The sequence below is a fragment of the Chryseobacterium taichungense genome (assembly GCF_900109935.1).
GTDB lineage: Bacteria > Bacteroidota > Bacteroidia > Flavobacteriales > Weeksellaceae > Chryseobacterium > Chryseobacterium taichungense.
Window position 1 is genome coordinate 89,343 of record NZ_FOBV01000003.1, and the last position, 16,972, is coordinate 106,314.

Annotated in this window: 16 protein-coding genes; 7 read left to right on the forward strand and 9 right to left on the reverse strand. The window is 37.0% G+C overall.

What is annotated here, in order from left to right; all coding sequences use genetic code 11:
- Positions 1 to 8 precede the first annotated feature (8 nt).
- From BMW64_RS07205 to BMW64_RS20435, 5 genes are all read left to right on the forward strand, one after another.
- Complete coding sequence (locus BMW64_RS07205) at positions 9 to 779, forward strand: histidine kinase (RefSeq protein WP_089999361.1); 771 nt, start codon at positions 9 to 11, stop codon at positions 777 to 779.
- Positions 757 to 1,467 (forward strand): LytR/AlgR family response regulator transcription factor, encoded by a 711-nt coding sequence (locus tag BMW64_RS07210; protein WP_089999362.1) that lies wholly within the window; start codon positions 757 to 759, stop codon positions 1,465 to 1,467. The genes BMW64_RS07205 and BMW64_RS07210 overlap by 23 nt, the downstream gene beginning before the upstream one ends.
- 96 nt (positions 1,468 to 1,563) lie before the next feature.
- Complete coding sequence (locus BMW64_RS07215; protein ID WP_089999363.1) at positions 1,564 to 3,843, forward strand: cation:proton antiporter; 2,280 nt, start codon at positions 1,564 to 1,566, stop codon at positions 3,841 to 3,843.
- A gap of 272 nt (positions 3,844 to 4,115) precedes the next feature.
- On the forward strand, positions 4,116 to 4,961 hold the full coding sequence (locus tag BMW64_RS07220) for a prephenate dehydrogenase (protein WP_089999364.1): 846 nt from the start codon (positions 4,116 to 4,118) through the stop codon (positions 4,959 to 4,961).
- Positions 4,962 to 5,156: 195 nt separating this feature from the next.
- Positions 5,157 to 5,564: a hypothetical protein gene (locus BMW64_RS20435; RefSeq protein ID WP_143052657.1), complete on the forward strand. Its 408-nt coding sequence runs from the start codon at positions 5,157 to 5,159 to the stop codon at positions 5,562 to 5,564.
- Positions 5,565 to 5,724: 160 nt separating this feature from the next.
- Here BMW64_RS20435 and BMW64_RS07230 read toward each other — a convergent pair whose 3' ends face one another.
- The 7 genes from BMW64_RS07230 to BMW64_RS07260 form a co-directional block, all read right to left on the reverse strand.
- The gene (locus BMW64_RS07230; RefSeq protein WP_089999366.1) at positions 5,725 to 7,143 is read right to left on the reverse strand and encodes an L-serine ammonia-lyase; all 1,419 of its coding nucleotides are present in this window, start codon (positions 7,141 to 7,143) and stop codon (positions 5,725 to 5,727) included.
- Between the two features lie 242 nt (positions 7,144 to 7,385).
- Positions 7,386 to 8,729: an ammonium transporter gene (locus BMW64_RS07235; RefSeq protein WP_089999367.1), complete on the reverse strand. Its 1,344-nt coding sequence runs from the start codon at positions 8,727 to 8,729 to the stop codon at positions 7,386 to 7,388.
- A 109-nt stretch (positions 8,730 to 8,838) separates the two neighbouring features.
- On the reverse strand, positions 8,839 to 9,480 hold the full coding sequence (locus tag BMW64_RS07240; RefSeq protein WP_089999368.1) for an alpha/beta hydrolase: 642 nt from the start codon (positions 9,478 to 9,480) through the stop codon (positions 8,839 to 8,841).
- 82 nt (positions 9,481 to 9,562) lie between these two features.
- Complete coding sequence (locus tag BMW64_RS07245) at positions 9,563 to 10,198, reverse strand: YceI family protein (RefSeq protein ID WP_089999369.1); 636 nt, start codon at positions 10,196 to 10,198, stop codon at positions 9,563 to 9,565.
- A 78-nt stretch (positions 10,199 to 10,276) separates the two neighbouring features.
- Positions 10,277 to 10,843 carry a YceI family protein gene (locus BMW64_RS07250; protein WP_089999370.1) on the reverse strand — a complete coding sequence of 189 codons (567 nt, stop codon included), beginning with the start codon at positions 10,841 to 10,843 and terminating at the stop codon, positions 10,277 to 10,279.
- Between the two features lie 136 nt (positions 10,844 to 10,979).
- Positions 10,980 to 12,029 carry a glucokinase gene (locus tag BMW64_RS07255; protein ID WP_089999371.1) on the reverse strand — a complete coding sequence of 350 codons (1,050 nt, stop codon included), beginning with the start codon at positions 12,027 to 12,029 and terminating at the stop codon, positions 10,980 to 10,982.
- A 114-nt stretch (positions 12,030 to 12,143) separates the two neighbouring features.
- Positions 12,144 to 12,707, reverse strand: coding sequence for a hypothetical protein (locus tag BMW64_RS07260; RefSeq protein WP_089999697.1), 564 nt, complete (start codon positions 12,705 to 12,707; stop codon positions 12,144 to 12,146).
- A gap of 236 nt (positions 12,708 to 12,943) precedes the next feature.
- Between BMW64_RS07260 and BMW64_RS07265 the strand changes: the two genes are divergently transcribed.
- Positions 12,944 to 14,323 (forward strand): DUF1800 domain-containing protein, encoded by a 1,380-nt coding sequence (locus BMW64_RS07265; RefSeq protein ID WP_089999372.1) that lies wholly within the window; start codon positions 12,944 to 12,946, stop codon positions 14,321 to 14,323.
- Positions 14,324 to 14,410: 87 nt separating this feature from the next.
- Positions 14,411 to 15,595: a DUF1501 domain-containing protein gene (locus BMW64_RS07270; protein WP_089999373.1), complete on the forward strand. Its 1,185-nt coding sequence runs from the start codon at positions 14,411 to 14,413 to the stop codon at positions 15,593 to 15,595.
- 54 nt (positions 15,596 to 15,649) lie between these two features.
- Here the strand turns inward: BMW64_RS07270 and BMW64_RS20630 are convergent, their stop codons facing one another.
- Both BMW64_RS20630 and BMW64_RS07275 read right to left on the reverse strand, forming a co-directional pair.
- The gene (locus tag BMW64_RS20630) at positions 15,650 to 15,790 is read right to left on the reverse strand and encodes a hypothetical protein (RefSeq protein ID WP_177175253.1); all 141 of its coding nucleotides are present in this window, start codon (positions 15,788 to 15,790) and stop codon (positions 15,650 to 15,652) included.
- Positions 15,791 to 15,847: 57 nt separating this feature from the next.
- Positions 15,848 to 16,864 (reverse strand): helix-turn-helix transcriptional regulator, encoded by a 1,017-nt coding sequence (locus BMW64_RS07275; protein WP_089999374.1) that lies wholly within the window; start codon positions 16,862 to 16,864, stop codon positions 15,848 to 15,850.
- Between the last annotated feature and the right edge of the window lie 108 nt (positions 16,865 to 16,972).

The window sequence follows — 16,972 nt, forward strand, 5'->3', positions numbered from 1 at the left end:
CTGGCAAAATGGAAGGCAATTACTACATGATTCATGATTATCTGATATTCATCGGGGTTTTTGCCATATTTTTTTTTCTGACGGTAAGTATCTATCTGTTCAGCCAGAACCGGAATGTTAAAATCAGAAATACCAGACTTTCGGAGGCAAATAAGATGATTGAGCAACGACTCAATGAAGTTCAGCTGGAGCATATTGGTACGAAACTTAATCCGCATTTATTCAAAAATATTTTAAATTCGGTACAGTCGCATGCTTACCAGACTTATATGTCACTGGATAAACTGGCGAACGTTTTAGACTATATTTTATACGAAAGCAATAACAAATTCGTAAGTCCTAAAGAAGAATTAAATTTTGCCTTAAGTCTTATCGAGATCAATAAAATAAAGGTCAATCCTCTTTTTGATTTCAGGATTAAATCTAAAATTGATAAATCCGATCCCGTTTTTGAGGAGAAAGTTTTTGCTCCTCTCATTTCTGTTGATCTGATTGAAAATGCTTTTAAACATACCGATTTCCTTGCTGAAGATTCATTTATTTCTATTCAGCTTGAACTGCAGCAGGGTATTTTTTCAATGAAAGTAAGCAATAAGGCATCTCTTAAAAATGTCCTTGAAAAAGAAAAAAGTGGTTTCGGAAGCCAGTCTCTGGATCAACGCCTGAAAATGATTTATAACAATTATTATTCTCTTCAAAAAAGTTCAAAAAATGGTATTTTTACAGCAGAATTAACCATTAATCTCGGAAATTTTTATGATAAAATGCGTTATTCTTGACGATGAATTACTGGCCATCAGCTATCTGAAACTTCTTTGCGAACAAATTGAAGGTGTAGAAGTGATAAAGGCATTCAATGATCCTAAAGTCTTTTTAAAAGAAATCGGAAAAATCGACTGCAATGTTTGTATTCTTGATATTGAAATGCCGGGAATGAACGGTCTTCAGGTAGCCGAACTGATTTCAGATTCCAAGAAAATCATCTTTACAACAGCCTACAAAGAATATGCTGCTGAAGCATTCGACCTCAATGTAGTGGATTATGTCAGAAAACCGATTAAAAAAGAAAGACTTATCCAGGCGTTTGAAAAAGCAAAAGAACTCGTACAACACTCACAGAAAAAGTCATTGATCGAATGGAATACGAATATCGGAAAAACCGTCATTTTTACAGATCAGATCGCTTACATTAAAACTTCAGAAATAGACAGCCGAGATAAGGATATTATTCTCAACGACGGCACAAATATCGTTTTAAAGAATCTTAATTTCAAGAATCTCCTTGAAATGCTTCCTGACAAGGACTTTGCGCAGGTCAATAAAAAGGAAATCATTGCTCTTTCTTCCATTAAAGTTTTTTCGACCAACGAAATTATTACAACAATTCCTGCCGAATCTGACGGTTTTCTGAAGCTTCAGATCGGGGAAACTTATAGAAAGAGACTTTCTGACCTGTTCGGAAAATAGATTTCGCTGCATTATTTATTGCTTTCATTACATTTAAAGAAGAATACTATTTGTCATAATGATATTCTTATCAACTTTGCATAAAATATCGGAATTATGAACTTTGGCAAATACAGAAATATTATTTTCTATATCGCTACCATTGCTGCTTTTTCGTTTTTGATATACATTTTCATCATTGAAGGGCAAACGCTGGAAGCCGGGGAGAATATTATCATCAAAACGAACAACAGCTCTACCTGGGATAATTTTTTGGAATCTTTTAAAACGAATTTACATCATCCGCTGGCATTATTACTTGCTCAGATTGTGACGATTATTCTTGTTGCAAGACTCTTTGGATGGATCTGTATAAAGATCAAGCAACCTTCCGTAATCGGTGAAATGATTGCCGGAATTGTATTGGGTCCATCATTATTAGGAATGTATTTTCCGGAATTTTCAGCATTTCTTTTTCCGAAAGAATCATTAGGAAATTTACAGTTTTTGAGCCAGATCGGACTTATCCTTTTCATGTATATTGTAGGAATGGAGCTGGATTTAAGCGTATTGAGAAAAAAAGCGCATGACGCCGTAGTGATCAGTCACGCCAGTATCATCATTCCTTTTGCGTTGGGAATAGGTTTATCCTACTTCATTTATAAGGAATTTGCTCCCGACGGTATCCAGTTTACCTCTTTCGCTTTATTCATTGCAATTGCGATGAGCATTACGGCATTTCCTGTACTGGCAAGAATCGTTCAGGAAAGAAATCTTCAGAAAACGAAACTTGGTACCGTTGTTATTACCTGTGCTGCAGCCGATGATATTACAGCGTGGTGTATCCTGGCAGCCGTAATTGCCATCGTAAAAGCAGGATCTTTTGCCAGTTCGATTTATGTGATCCTAATGGCAATAGGCTATGTATTTTTCATGATAAAGATTGTAAGGCCATTTTTAAAAAGAATCGGAGATCTTCAGGCGGGAAAAAACACCATCAATAAACCTATGGTGGCTATCTTTTTTTTAACGTTAATACTCTCAGCTTATACTACAGAAGTGATCGGTATTCATGCACTTTTCGGAGCGTTTATGGCTGGAGCGATTATGCCCGAAAATGCAAAATTCCGGACCCTGTTTATTGATAAGGTAGAAGATGTTGCGCTGGTACTTCTGCTTCCGTTATTCTTCGTATTTACCGGTCTTCGTACACAGATAGGTCTGCTAAATGATGAACATCTCTGGATCACGGCAGGGTTTATTATCCTTACTGCTGTGGTAGGAAAGTTTGCAGGAAGCGCATTGACCGCTAAATTTTTAGGCATCAACTGGAAAGAAAGTCTGACTATCGGGGCATTGATGAACACAAGAGGATTAATGGAATTAATCGTTTTGAATATTGGCTATGACCTGGGAGTTTTAAGCCCGGAAATCTTTGCCATGATGGTAATTATGGCCTTATTCACTACTTTCATGACGGGTCCGGCACTCGATTTCATCAACTTTATTTTTAAATCTAAAAAACCAGAGGAAGAAAATAAAAACCATAATAATGCTCAGTACAGAGTTTTGCTTTCTTTTGATAATCCCGAGTCAGGAAGCACCTTACTGAAGCTGGCCCACGACTTTACCAAAAAGATGAATGCCAATAAAAGCATTACCGCAATGAATATTGCGCCAGTAAACGAAATGCACGCCTACGACATCAATGACTATGAAAACGAACAGTTCAGAAATGTAATAGACACTTCTCAAGAGCTGCAGTTGAAAATCACAACTCTTTTCAAAGCCTCAACAGATATAGAAAGTGACCTTACGAATATTTCAAACAAAGGAAATTATGATCTCCTGCTCATCATGCTCGGAAAATCAATGTACGAAGGAAGTTTGCTCGGAAGGCTTTTAGGTTTTACCACCAAAATAATCAATCCCGAGAAACTTCTGAATACCGTAAAAGGAAAAGGAAACATATTCAACAACTCTCCTTTTGATGATTTTACCCTGCAGATTTTAGATAAAACCAATATTCCGGTCGGTGTTCTGGTGGAGAAAAACTTTACTTCTGCCGATAAAGTATTTGTTCCCATTTTTAATCTGAGTGATTTTTACCTTCTTGAATATGCCAAAAGGCTGATCAATAATAACAATTCTCAAATCATTATTCTTGATGTGGCCGGACAGATCAGGAGTAACATTGAGGTAAAAGAACTCATCAGAAGCATCGAGCAGGTGGCACCCAATCACATCACTTTATATAATGAGAAGAAGATTGAAAAAGATTTTCTTACTTCTCAGGACCTTATGCTGATCAGCAGTAAAAGCTGGAAAAATCTGATTGACACCAAAAGTCTGTGGCTATCGGATATTCCTTCAACACTGATCATCAGCAATCCATAAAATGTGAATGGTGAATTTTAAAAGTCAATTAACTTCGTTGTCAATTAACTTTGCAGTGAATAATTCATGTGAATTTAAGAATTGACCATTGACTTGCGAAACAAAATTCACTATTCACTTTTTAAAAAAAATTTTCTATCTTCGCCCTGTGATTACAAACATGGGAACATATTATTACGGAATTTTTAACTCAGATATGGGATAAGGATTTCGTTGTACAGATACACATCACCTCGTCCTTGGGCGGGGTTTTTTATTTTAAAATTTAAAAGATGAAAATAAGTATTATAGGCGTAGGCTTAATCGGCGGATCAATTGCTTTAAAACTGAAGCAGAAAGGAATGGCCGATTTTATTTACGGAATAGACAACAGCACAGAACATCTGAATGAGGCTTTAAAGCTTAAGATCATTGATGCTAAGGTTGATCTTGAATACGGGATCAGAAATTCTGACTTAATTATTATTGCAATTCCGGTGGATGCGGCAAGAAAAATATTGCCTCAGGTGCTGGATCTCATCTCGGAAAATCAGACCGTAATGGACACCGGCTCTACCAAAGCAGGCATTGTACACGCTGTAAAAGATCATCCTAAGAGGGAGCGATTTGTGGCATTTCACCCGATGTGGGGAACAGAAAACAGCGGTCCACAGTCTGCTGTTGCAGAAAGCTTTTCAGGAAAAGCCGGGGTTATTTGCAATAAAGAAGAATCTGCACCAGAAGCTTTACAATTGGTAGAGCGCGTTGCTGAAAACCTGGATATGCATTTAATTTATATGAATGCACAAGATCATGATGTTCACACTGCCTATATTTCTCATATTTCACACATTACTTCGTATGCACTGGCGAATACCGTTTTAGAAAAAGAACGTGAAGAGGAAACCATATTCCAGCTCGCGAGTTCGGGGTTTTCAAGTACAGTACGACTGGCGAAATCACATCCGGAAATGTGGGTTCCTATTTTCAGGCAAAACAAAGAGAATGTTCTTGATGTTTTGAATGAACATATTTCGCAATTAAGAAAATTCAAATCGGCTTTAGAAAAAGAAAATTATGATTATCTGGAAGAACTGATCTCCAATGCCAATAAGATCCGGGGAATTCTGGATAAATAGAGAAAACTTGACTGGCCTGAGAGGCTGTTAAATTCTATAATTCTATTTTTAACATTAAGAAATTAAGATTTTTTTTTTGCCTAAAATAGTTATTGAGTAGAGTTTTACTGAGCAAAGTTTACATTTTCCTAAGTAAACTGTTACCGTAGTGAAGTAGACTGTTACCATTGGTAAGTATACCGTTACCGTAGTGAAGTGGACTGTTACCGTAGTGAAGTAGACCGTTACCATAGTGAAGCAGACCGTTACCGTAGTGAAGTAGAGTGTTACCGTAGTGAAGCAGACCGTTACCATAGTGAAGCAGACCGTTACCGTAGTGAAGTAGAGTGTTACCGTAGTGAAGCAGACCGTTACCATAGTGAAGTAGACCGTTACCGTAGTGAAGTAGACCGTTACCGTAGTGAAGTAGACCGTTACCGTAGTGAAGTAGACTGTTACCGTAGAGAAGTAGACCGTTACCGTAGTGAAGTAGAGCGTTACCAGAGTAAAGTAGACCATTACCAAAGGGAATTAAGCTGTTACCGGAGAGAAGTAGAGCAATACTCAACGGAAGTAAAGCAATACCCGACAGCAGTAAGCCTTTACCCGAGGTCAGTAGACTAATACTAAAGATCAGTATACCAACATCTTAGGTAACTAATCTTTACTCGAAATCAGATGAAACTGAAATGGGAGGCAGCACATTTTTATTGATAAAAAAAATAATACAATAAATCCTTAGAACTATGCTCTAAGGATTTTTTATTATAATGTAAATTTAATCTTAACATTCTGCAACGTTCACAGCAATCGCGAGCCCTCCTTCGGAAGTTTCCTTGAATCGGTCATTCATGGAAAGCGCGGTTTCCCACATCGTCTGAATTACCTGATCCAGGCTTACTTTTGCTTTGGCAGGATCACTTTCAAGGGCAATATTTGCGGCGGTAATTGCTTTGATGGCGCCCATCGTATTTCTTTCAATACATGGAATCTGAACCAGTCCTTTAATCGGATCGCAGGTCATTCCCAAATGATGTTCCATGGCAATTTCTGCCGCCATAAGCACTTGTCCTACACTTCCGCCGAGAATTTCCGTAAGGCCTGCAGCCGCCATTGCCGAGGAAACGCCAACTTCTGCCTGGCAACCTCCCATCGCTGCAGAAATGGTAGCATTTTTTTTAAATAAAGTTCCGATTTCACCTGCCACCAATAAGAAACGGATGATATCATCATCGCTGGTAAAAGGAGTAAATGCCTGAGCATACATCAGCACTGCCGGAATCACACCACTGGCTCCATTGGTCGGCGCTGTAATGATTCTTCCGAAGCTTGCATTCTCTTCATTTACAGCTAATGCAAAACAGGAAATCCATTTATTGATATTGGTGAAATTTTCCTCTGCATCAACAACCTGCTGAAACCACTCGTCTTTATTTTTATAGATCTTATCTCCTAGTAATTTTCTGTTGATTCCTGCGGCACGTCGCGAAACATTCAATCCACCCGGGAGCACACCTTCTTTATTCACACCTTTATAGATGCATTCTTTGATCTGCTGCCAGATATACAGTGCCTCCTGTTTTGTTTCTTCCTGGGGTCTCCAGCTTTCCTCATTCATTAAAATAAGATCCGAAATTTTGTCAAGTCCCAGCTTTTCGCAGTACTTTACAATGTCAGAAGATTTATGACAAGGATATAATGTACGGATGCAATGTTTTTCAATAGATTTTTTCTCCTGACTCATGATGAAACCACCACCCACAGAATAAAAATCCTGTACAAGCTCGGTTCCGTCTTCAAAAATGGCTTTGAAAATCATTCCGTTCGGATGATAATCAAGAGATTTCTGCATATTTAAAACCAGGTGATATCCGTAGACAAAAGGAATTTCTTTTTCGCCCCCCAGGTTTATTGTTTGAGTACTTTTTATTCTTTCTATTTTTTCATCAATTTTTGTTGTATCAATGGTTTTAAAGTCTTCGCCATTTAATCCAAGCATTCCTGCGATATCGGTTCCGTGCCCGATTCCTGTTTTGGCAAGAGAGCCAAAAAATTCGAGGAAGACTTCTTTCACCTCAGCAATTGATCTTTCTCTTTTTATAATCCTGATAAATGCTGAAGCCGCATTCCAGGGTCCCATTGTATGCGAACTGGACGGGCCAATTCCTACTTTAATAATTTCAAAAACCGATATTGATTCCATACAGAAATTCTTCCTTTTTTCCTGAGTACAAAGATACACGATAAATCCACACGCAAAAGCCGGAGTTGAAAAATCAGCCCCGGCTTTCTAATTAAAACTATATGAACACTAGTAGATATTTTTTATGTCAATCGTCAATGGTGAATGGTCAATTCGTTTCACGGTCAATTTACGGTGTAGTCATTTTTTAAATTTGGTAAAAAAAATTCACTATTAACAATTCACAATTCACCATTATCTTCTCAGCACAGCTTTTCTTCGTGTTGAGAAAGATCCAATCCCATCTCTTCAGATTCTTCTGAAACTCTTAAAGTAATAATACTGTTTGTTATTTTATATAAAATCAATGATCCGAAAAAGGTAAATACTGATACAAGAAGCAGAGCTGCCATATGATGGGCAAAGACTTCAAAACCACCATGAAGGAGACTTGCATTTTCACCATGAGCAAAAATAGCCGTGAGAATCATTCCCATAATTCCACCAACTCCATGACAGGCAAAAACATCCAGGGTATCATCAATCTTTTTCAATGCTTTCCAGTTGACCATCAGGTTTGATACAATCGCAGAAATAAATCCGATAAACAGACTTTCCGAAATGGAAACGAATCCACACCCGGGAGTAATAGCCACCAATCCTACAACAGCGCCTATACAGGCTCCCATAGCAGATACTTTTCTTCTGTTGATTCTGTCAAAGAATATCCAGGTCATCATCGCTGAAGCAGAGGCGATTGTCGTCGTTCCAAAAGCTGTAGCAGCGGTGGCATTAGCACTGAGAGCCGAGCCCGCATTGAATCCGAACCATCCGAACCAAAGCATCCCGGTTCCCAACAATACATAAGAGATATTGGATGGCTCATGATGAGGCTTTTTCCTGTTTCCCACTACCATAGCGCCTGCTAATGCAGCAAAACCGGCACTCATATGGACAACTGTTCCTCCTGCAAAGTCTTTTACTCCGAAATATTTATTTAACAGTCCATCCGGATGCCACACCATATGACAAAGCGGTGTATAAATAAAGATGCTGAAAAGAACCATAAATAAGAGGTACGAGATGAAACGTACTCGTTCCGCAAATGATCCGGTGATCAAAGCAGGGGTAATCACGGCAAATTTCATCTGAAATAAAGCAAAAAGCACAAATGGAATGGTAGATGCCATGTATTTATGTGGCAATACGCCTACCCGATTAAAGAACGGGTAGCTTAGGGGATTTCCGATAATGCCATAATGTACGCCGTTTATAGTAAAGCCGATAGAATCACCAAAGGATAAAGAAAAGCCAATTACCACCCACAACATGGAAATAACTCCTAGTGCAATAAAGCTCTGCAGCATGGTGGAAATTACGTTTTTCTTTCCAACCATTCCTCCATAGAAAAATGACAGGCCGGGAGTCATCAATAACACCAAACCTGCAGCAGCTAAAATCCAGGCTACATCCGCGCCTACAATTTTATCTTCGCTAAGAAATTCTCCTGTGTTGGGAAAGTCTGCCATAGGACTCCAAAATAATCCGCCAATGGCAACAAGTGTAATGATACTAAAGGAAACGATCCATTTTAAACCGACTGTCATAAAATTTATATATTACCCCTGCAAAAGTAAGCATAAATTTTATAATTAGTATATAAAATTAATTTTAACCCCTAAAAATTTAACACTAAAATAATATTTATTGCTAATTTTATTCAAATACCCCTTTCAAAATACCGGATACTTCTTTAGATTTTGTTGCGGGAAATAAATGAGTGCCTCCTTTTATAGTAAAATCCGGCCGGCAGTTTTTGATCGGGAATACAATATCTTTATCTCCCATAATCTGGATGACGTCCGGATTTTCATCAAATTTCCAATCTGAAATTTTTTCGATAGACCATTTCAGATAATAAGGATCTCTTACCTGGAAGTACTGAAGAATTCGTGGATTTTTCGGATCGAAAAATTTCCTGAACATAGAATATATATTGGTTGTCTTTTCATTGAAAAATTTTACCGGCAGCAACTTAGGAATTCTGGTGATCTGTCCTGTTTTTATTAACCTTGATTTCTCTCGGTCTGACTTTATACTTCCCATGATTACAACTTTTCTTGCAGGCTTTAGCTTATTAATTTCCTGAACCATGATTCCTCCAAAGGAATACCCCAGCAGATAAAAAGGCTCTGAATCATCAATTTTTTCAGCCATTCTGACTACATAATGTAAAAAGTCTTCATTTTGCTCAGGAATGAGCCAATCTATAAAAACAACTTCATGATGCTCCGGAAATTTAATTTTTTCAAGCACTTTAAAATCTGCTCCAAGCCCGCTTACAACATATATTTTCATACTACTAAAATAAAAAAATAAGACAAAAAAATGAGCGGCTTCAAAAGAAATCGCTCATTTGTTTATCGAAAGACCGAGGGTCTTATTTTTTCTTCTTAACAGGAGTTCTGTTTTCGTTATCCAATTTCTCAGTAGAAAGCTTAAACTGAATATCCATTTCATTTTTAATGAAATAATCTTTCAGAGAAGACTGATAGAATACTTTGAAATCTCTTCTGTTCAGTGAGAATTTAGCAGATTCTATTACTACCGTAAACTGCGTGATATACACGTTTGCAGGGAAAGTAATCGTTTTTCTTACTCCTTTGATTGTCACATCTCCGTACACTGTAGAGTTATAATCGCTGTTTGCCAAAGGAATAATTTTCGTTAAATGGAATTTTGCCAACGGAAACTTTTTAACTTCAAAGAAATTGGTACTTTTCAGGTCGTTGGTAAGTTTTACCATATCTTCATCCTGGCTTGATACGTCACCTGCCATGATCGACTTCATATCAATCACGAATTCTCCGTCTACCAAAACCGTTTTGTCAAAAGTGAATTTTCCACTTTTCAGCTTTACCGTTCCGGAATGTGTTGTAGGAACTGTTTTCACTACTTTATATCCCCACCATCTGATCTCCGACGATGTTACTTTTACCACCTTATCTCCTTTCTTCTGCCCGAAAACAAATGACATGCTTACACACATCATAGCAAACAATAGTAATCTTTTCATTCTTTTTTATTTACAATTCAACAAAAATAAAAAAAAGTGTAGAACTTCTACACTTTTAACAATCTTTTTTTGATTAAATTATTTTGCTGTTACTTTTACCTGCAAATCCATATCATCTTTCACAAGAACGTCCTGCATGGTAGATTTGTAAGCAACATCGAATTTTTGTCTGTCGATAGAAAATTTATTTGACATTAAGCTTACTGTTCCGTTAGCATAAGTAATTTTTGCAGGGAAAGAAATTGCGTTGGTTTTTCCTTTTACCGTTAAGTTACCTGTTACTAAAGAATTGTACACTTTGTCATTGTTTTTCTTAACACCTGTGATTTTGAAAGTTGCTGTAGGGTATTTTTCAACCTCGAAGAAATCTCCGTTTTTAAGGTGCCCGTTCAGTTTTTGCTGATATTCACCCGAAAGATCTGTCGCGTTGATCGAAGTCATATCTAAAACGAAAGTACCACCAACCAATTGGTTTCCTTTCATAATCATATCACCTGATTTTACCTTTACAGTTCCGTTGTGAGAACTTGCTTCAGATTTTGCGATCTTATAACCCCACCACTGAACATCAGAGCTTACTACTTTTTTTGCCTGTCCGAATGCTAAACCACTAGCCAAAACTGCTAATAAGAATATTTTTTTCATTTGAATAAAAATTATTTGCTTGTTTATTATTTACTGGTGCAAATGTAGTCAACAGAAATGATAGATTTCATTGATGTATATCAATTAATGCAATAATTTTTATAAATAAAAAAACTCCGGAATTCCGGAGCTTCAGTTAGTCTTGATAATAAGCGGTGTATAGCGCTGCGCCATTCAAAGCTGTATTTTCATTTTTATTCAGATAGATAGGTATATTTCTGAGCATTTCCTCCATCTTATCACTGATCTTGAATTTTTCGTAGAACTTATCTTTATCAATATATTCTCTGATCGCCTGAGGAATATCCCCTGAAATCAGTAAACCGCCGGTAGCTTTTATCTTTAAAGTAAGATTATTGGCTTCTCTTGCAAGGAATTCAATGAAAGTGTCTAATGCAATTTTGCAGATCATCACATCGTCTTCAACTGCCGCTTTATATAATTCCTGTACAAAATTTCCTTCTGTCAGCCTTTCAGCAAGCCATTCCGGTTCCGGATGTCTTTTTACATCTCTTAAAAAACGGTAGATGTTAAAAAGACCTGTTTTAGACAATACATTCTCCCAGCTTACAATACCATAAATGTTATTCAGGAACTGGTAGAATTCTACTTCCACATTTGTTCTTGGGGAAAATTCTGAATGCCCTCCTTCCGTTGCAAAAGGTCTTATGTATTTTCCATCGAAAAAATATCCGGCTTCTCCCAGACCATTTCCGGGCGCCAGAATCGCCACATTTCCTTTCTCAAGGTTTCCGCTGGTATATATCGGATCAAGATCACTGTCTTCCAAGAGACCCATTCCATAAGCTGAAGCTTCCTGGTCATTGAGCATATCTACTCTTTCGAAATCAAAATCTCTTTTAAAATCTTCAACATCGAGATTCCATCCCAGTCTTGCAGGATTACTTTTCCCGTTGATGACAGGTCCCGGAACAGCTATCCCGAGTCTTTTTACATTATCCAACTGATTATCCTGAATAAATTTTTTCAGAATATCTGTGAAAGAAGCATATTCTTTAGTTGGATATGTATGCTGAATTTTAACTTCAAGGCCACCATCAGCAGATACAAAATAGCCTAAAGTTGTAATATCTTCACGAAGGTTGGCACCAATGATAGAAATGTTATCATTGCCAGCATTTTTTACTCCTGGTAAATAAAGCGGAAATTTCGGATTCAAAATCATAACCTCAAATTTTATCAAATATAATAATAGTTTTCGTAAATTTTCGTTAGAAATAAAAAACCTTCTCAAAAATTCGAAAAGGTTTGGCTAATAATTGCTTATATTTAAATCTAACTACTTTCCTAAAGGAATATTGTAAGAGAATCCTACCCCAAGATTACCCACATTGTAGTCCTGATTTGGCAAATCTCCTTTGCTTCCTACAAATACTTTCTGGTATTGAACAAAGAAATTCCAGTCCTGATTGTGATACCCGATTTCCGGCTTGATATAAAATCCACCATCTGGTCTGTCAAGAGAAGCATTAGATGCTACTTTGTTATCACCTACCAGGAAACCATATCCTAAGTCTGTTCCGAAATAAAACCCTGTCTGCTTCGGATAAATTCTGATCAATGCACCTACTGGTACAACGCCTACGTCATTATTATTATATCCGTTGTTGTCTTTTCCAAAATAATGTGTATATCCTGTTGCAATACCCAATCCGAACCCCGGAGTGATCAAATTCTGATAAGCTACATCCACACCCACTGCCATAGAAGTATTATCAGAAGGAACTGCTAAACCAACATTTGCTCCAACTTTGATCATGTTATTCATTTGTGCACTTTGGGCACTCAAAGCTCCAGCAGTAAAAATTCCGGCAAATAAAATTGCATGTTTTAACATTTTCATAACTCTGATTTTTAATTTTACTAAGCTGAAAACTGTAAAAATCGTGCCAAGCAAAATCTTTTTATTCAGATTACCATTGATTAAATCTACAAAAACATGATTGTCAATTCATTAAAATTAAATAAGCGTTTAATTAAATTTCAACAAAAAGGAAAATTACAGCTCAATATTAACAATTCTTAACCGTTACTTATTTTAACCTTATCATAACATCCATATCCAAAATATAAAACATTATGACAGTTCCGTCATTTATTAATAACAAACATCTTCTCTGGCGTGCAGGATTTGGTCCAGGAATTAATCAGCTTGAAGATCTGGAAAATAAAGACCATAACGCTTTATTGAATGATTTGTTTAAAGAGGAAAATTTTGCTGAAATCGATTATCAGACTGCTGAGACAGAATCGTCGGATTATATGAATGACAAATCTCCTGCAGAGAAGAAAAAGGAAATACAGAAGATCAACCGACAGCAAAACGAAGAACTTAATCTTAATTTCCTGTATAAGATGGTCACTAGCAATGAGCAGCTGAGAGAAAAAATGACGTTTTTCTGGCACGGTCATTTCGCTTCCAGGGTACAAAATCCGAAATTTAACAGACAAATCCTGAATGTGATCCGGAAAAATGCGTTGGGAAACTTTAGGGAATTGTTGTTTGAAGTCAGTAAAGCGCCGGCAATGTTGAGTTTTCTTAATAATCAACAAAATAAAAAAGACCATCCTAATGAAAATTTTGCGAGGGAAGTCATGGAACTTTTTACAATGGGCAGGGGAAATTATACCGAGAAAGACATCAGAGAGGGAGCCAGAGCTTTTACAGGCTGGGGTTATGATAAAGGAGGAAATTTTGTAGAAAGAAAAAAACTTCATGACGAAGGCAGCAAAAATTTTCTTGGTAAAACCGGGAACTTCACGGGAAATGATGTTTTAAATATTATCCTTGAGCAGAAAGCAACCTCCAGGTTTATCACGGCAAAAATTTATAAATTTTTTGTAAACGAAAATGCAGATGAAACGATTATCAATACTCTCAGCGAAAACTTTTATCAGTCTGGTTACGATATCAAAAAACTGATGACCGACATCTTCTCAAGTTCATGGTTTTATGATAAAAAAAATATTGGAAACAGGATAAAATCACCGATCGAACTGATGGCAGGAATGATGCGAATGCTTCCGATGAATATTCAAAATCCTGAAAATCTTATTGTTTATCAGAAATTACTCGGGCAGATGCTTCTTTATCCTCCGAATGTAGCCGGATGGCCTACCGGAAAATCCTGGATTGACAGTTCCACATTGATGTTGAGGCTTCAGATTCCGCAAATCTGGTCGGGATTGCGACCGCTTGACTATCGTCCAAAAGCAGATGATGATGTTGATATGGGATTGAAAAACAACACCAACACTTTGACGAAAAATTTCAAAAACCCCAATATCACCATTGACTGGGAACGTGTAGAAAAAATATTTGCTGGAAAAAAACCTGAAGAATATCTGATTCAGAATACAAAATCGCTGGATATGAATTCCGTGAAAAGCTTTTCCGATAACAGTGTAAAAATGAACGTCATTAATTTAATGTCTACTCCTGAATATCAGTTAATGTAGTTTCAGGTCATATTTTAGCTAATCACTGCATAGAACTGCAACCTTAACCTTAACCTTAACCTTAACCTTAACCTTAACCTTAACCATATGCTAATCAAAAGAAGAGAATTCCTCAAAATAAGTTCACTCGCAACCGCTTCATTATTGATGCCTAACTTTCTTAAGGCAATGACATTTGATGATGCTTTGGAATCTGATCAGAAGATTCTGATCGTTCTGCAGTTTACCGGTGGAAATGACGGACTAAATACAATAATTCCTGTACGGAACGATATTTATTTTAAAGAAAGAAACAATATTGCAATTAAAGATTCTTTGCAACTGAATGATGAAACGGGGATCAATCCTGCCCTATCCTATTTTAAGGAGCTTTATGACAATGGTGAGCTTTCGGTAATGAACAATGTAGGATATCCCAATCCCGACAAATCTCATTTCAGAAGCATGGATATCTGGCATTCCGCGAGCAGAAGTGACGAATATCTTGAAACAGGATGGCTCGGAAGGTTTCTGGATGAAGAATGCTACCGCTGCGAACATCCGACACAGGCGCTGGAAGTTGACGATATGCTCAGTTTAGCATTAAAAGGTAAAAATAACAAAGCTTTTGCTTTCAAAGATCCGAAACGATTGTACCAGACCAGCCAGGAAAAATATTTTAAATCGCTTTATGACCATCATCATGATGACGAGACAGTTTCCTATTTATACCAAACTTTAGGATCAACCATTAATAACGCGGGATATATCTTTGATAAAAGTAAAGCAAAAAAAACCGATCAAACTTACCCGAATTCACAATTGGGAAAAGATTTTAAAACCGTTGCTTCACTCATTAAATCCGATATCAATACAAGAGTTTATTACCTTTCCATCGGAAGTTTTGATACCCATGTCAATCAGAATGAAAGACAGCAAAAACTCTTCAACGATATCAATGAAGCGGTAAAATCGTTTGTAGCGGATATGAAAAGTAATGGGCTTTTCGACAATATCCTTCTGATGACATTTTCTGAATTTGGACGTCGTGTGGCTCAAAATGCCAGCAACGGAACCGACCATGGAACGGCCAATCAAATGTTTTTTATAAGTGGTGGATTAAAGAAAAAAGGAATATTAAATCCTCTACCTGATCTTACAAAATTGAACGAAGGAGATCTTATTTACACCGAGGATTTCAGAAAAGTATATGCTACAATCTTGAAAAACTGGCTGAAAGCCAACTCTTCAAAAGTTCTGGGCTGGAAAAACGGCATTTATGATTTTGTGTAAATAAAAAGAGGCTGTTATGTATCAACGCCTCTTTTTTCATAATATTTAAATTAACTACTCCCAGTTTTGTACGGGAACTCGTTTTTTATCTTCCGCCGGTTTTTCATCAAACTTTTCAGCGATTTTTTTGATTATAAATTCAATCACCAAAGGTGCTACCACTGCTACCACAGCTTTTAATATTCTAGATTTCATATTATTATTTTTGTGTTTTGGGTAATACAATTTCCAAGCCACAACGATTTTTTTGGTTTAATCTTCTTCAATATTAAGACCCTGATAATTCTTAAATCCGGATTTGAATTTTTCTTCCATTCTCAATCTTAGTTTCCTTGGCTGATGCACTATCAAGCAATCTCCAAATCCCAATAACAAACGCTCCAGCTCATAGTTGATCTGCACACAGATCTTAAATACAGCACCTTTTTCTGTTTCGCTTATAACTTCCTGGCTTTTATGAAGAGGTTTTGTTTTTACGTAAGGCGTGTTGGATGAATCTACAAAGAAAATCACATTGCGGGGCTTCATCGTTTCAGAAACCGTAACGCCTACAATATCTTTAAAATATTCATCTCCGTCCAGATTCGGGTCAATGTATTCTGCATTTTCTTCCGCCTCTATATGCTCCATCCGGTCAAGGGCAAGGTTATACATTTTTCCTTTGTACAGACAGATCAGAAACCAGCGGTTATTATACTCTTTTAACAGCTGTGGATGAACAGTAAAAATATTTGCTTCTCTTGCCGTGAAGCTTTTGTACTGAATACGGAGTACTTTTTTGTTGATAATACTTTCATAAAGAATATCAATATGCTCAAGACCTTTCAATTGCTCATTTTTATCCAGATGAATAATCGACTTTTGATGCGTAGCATGAATAGAATCTTCCAGCTTCTGAATCACACCATTCATCTCTTTAAACATCGAAAAATCTTTGAACTGCTTTAAAATCTGAACAGCATTGTTCATGGCTTTCAGGTCACTTTCATTCACGGAAATATTGTGGATACTGTAATCCGGATCACTGTAACGGTAATATTTCCGCTCATACACTTCAATCGGAGCTTCATATCCGAATTTTTCACTACGCATGTTTTGTAGATCAAGCTGTACCGTACGTTTGCTTACGAAAGATTCCTTGCCTTCAAATTCAAACAGAGCTTCCGAACATTCGTCAATGAGATCTTCCAGGGTATATTTCCGGTATTTGTTTTTCAGGCATTTGTCCAGGGTTTTATAGCGGATCAGAGCGTTTTTGTTGGATGACATATTTTATATTTTTATTTTGGGCGTGTCCCTCTCCCTTCGCAAAGTCTTATCATCGGGCCGGGCTGCTTCGGGCTTCACTTCGTTTCGGTTTCGGCTCGGGGCAAAGCC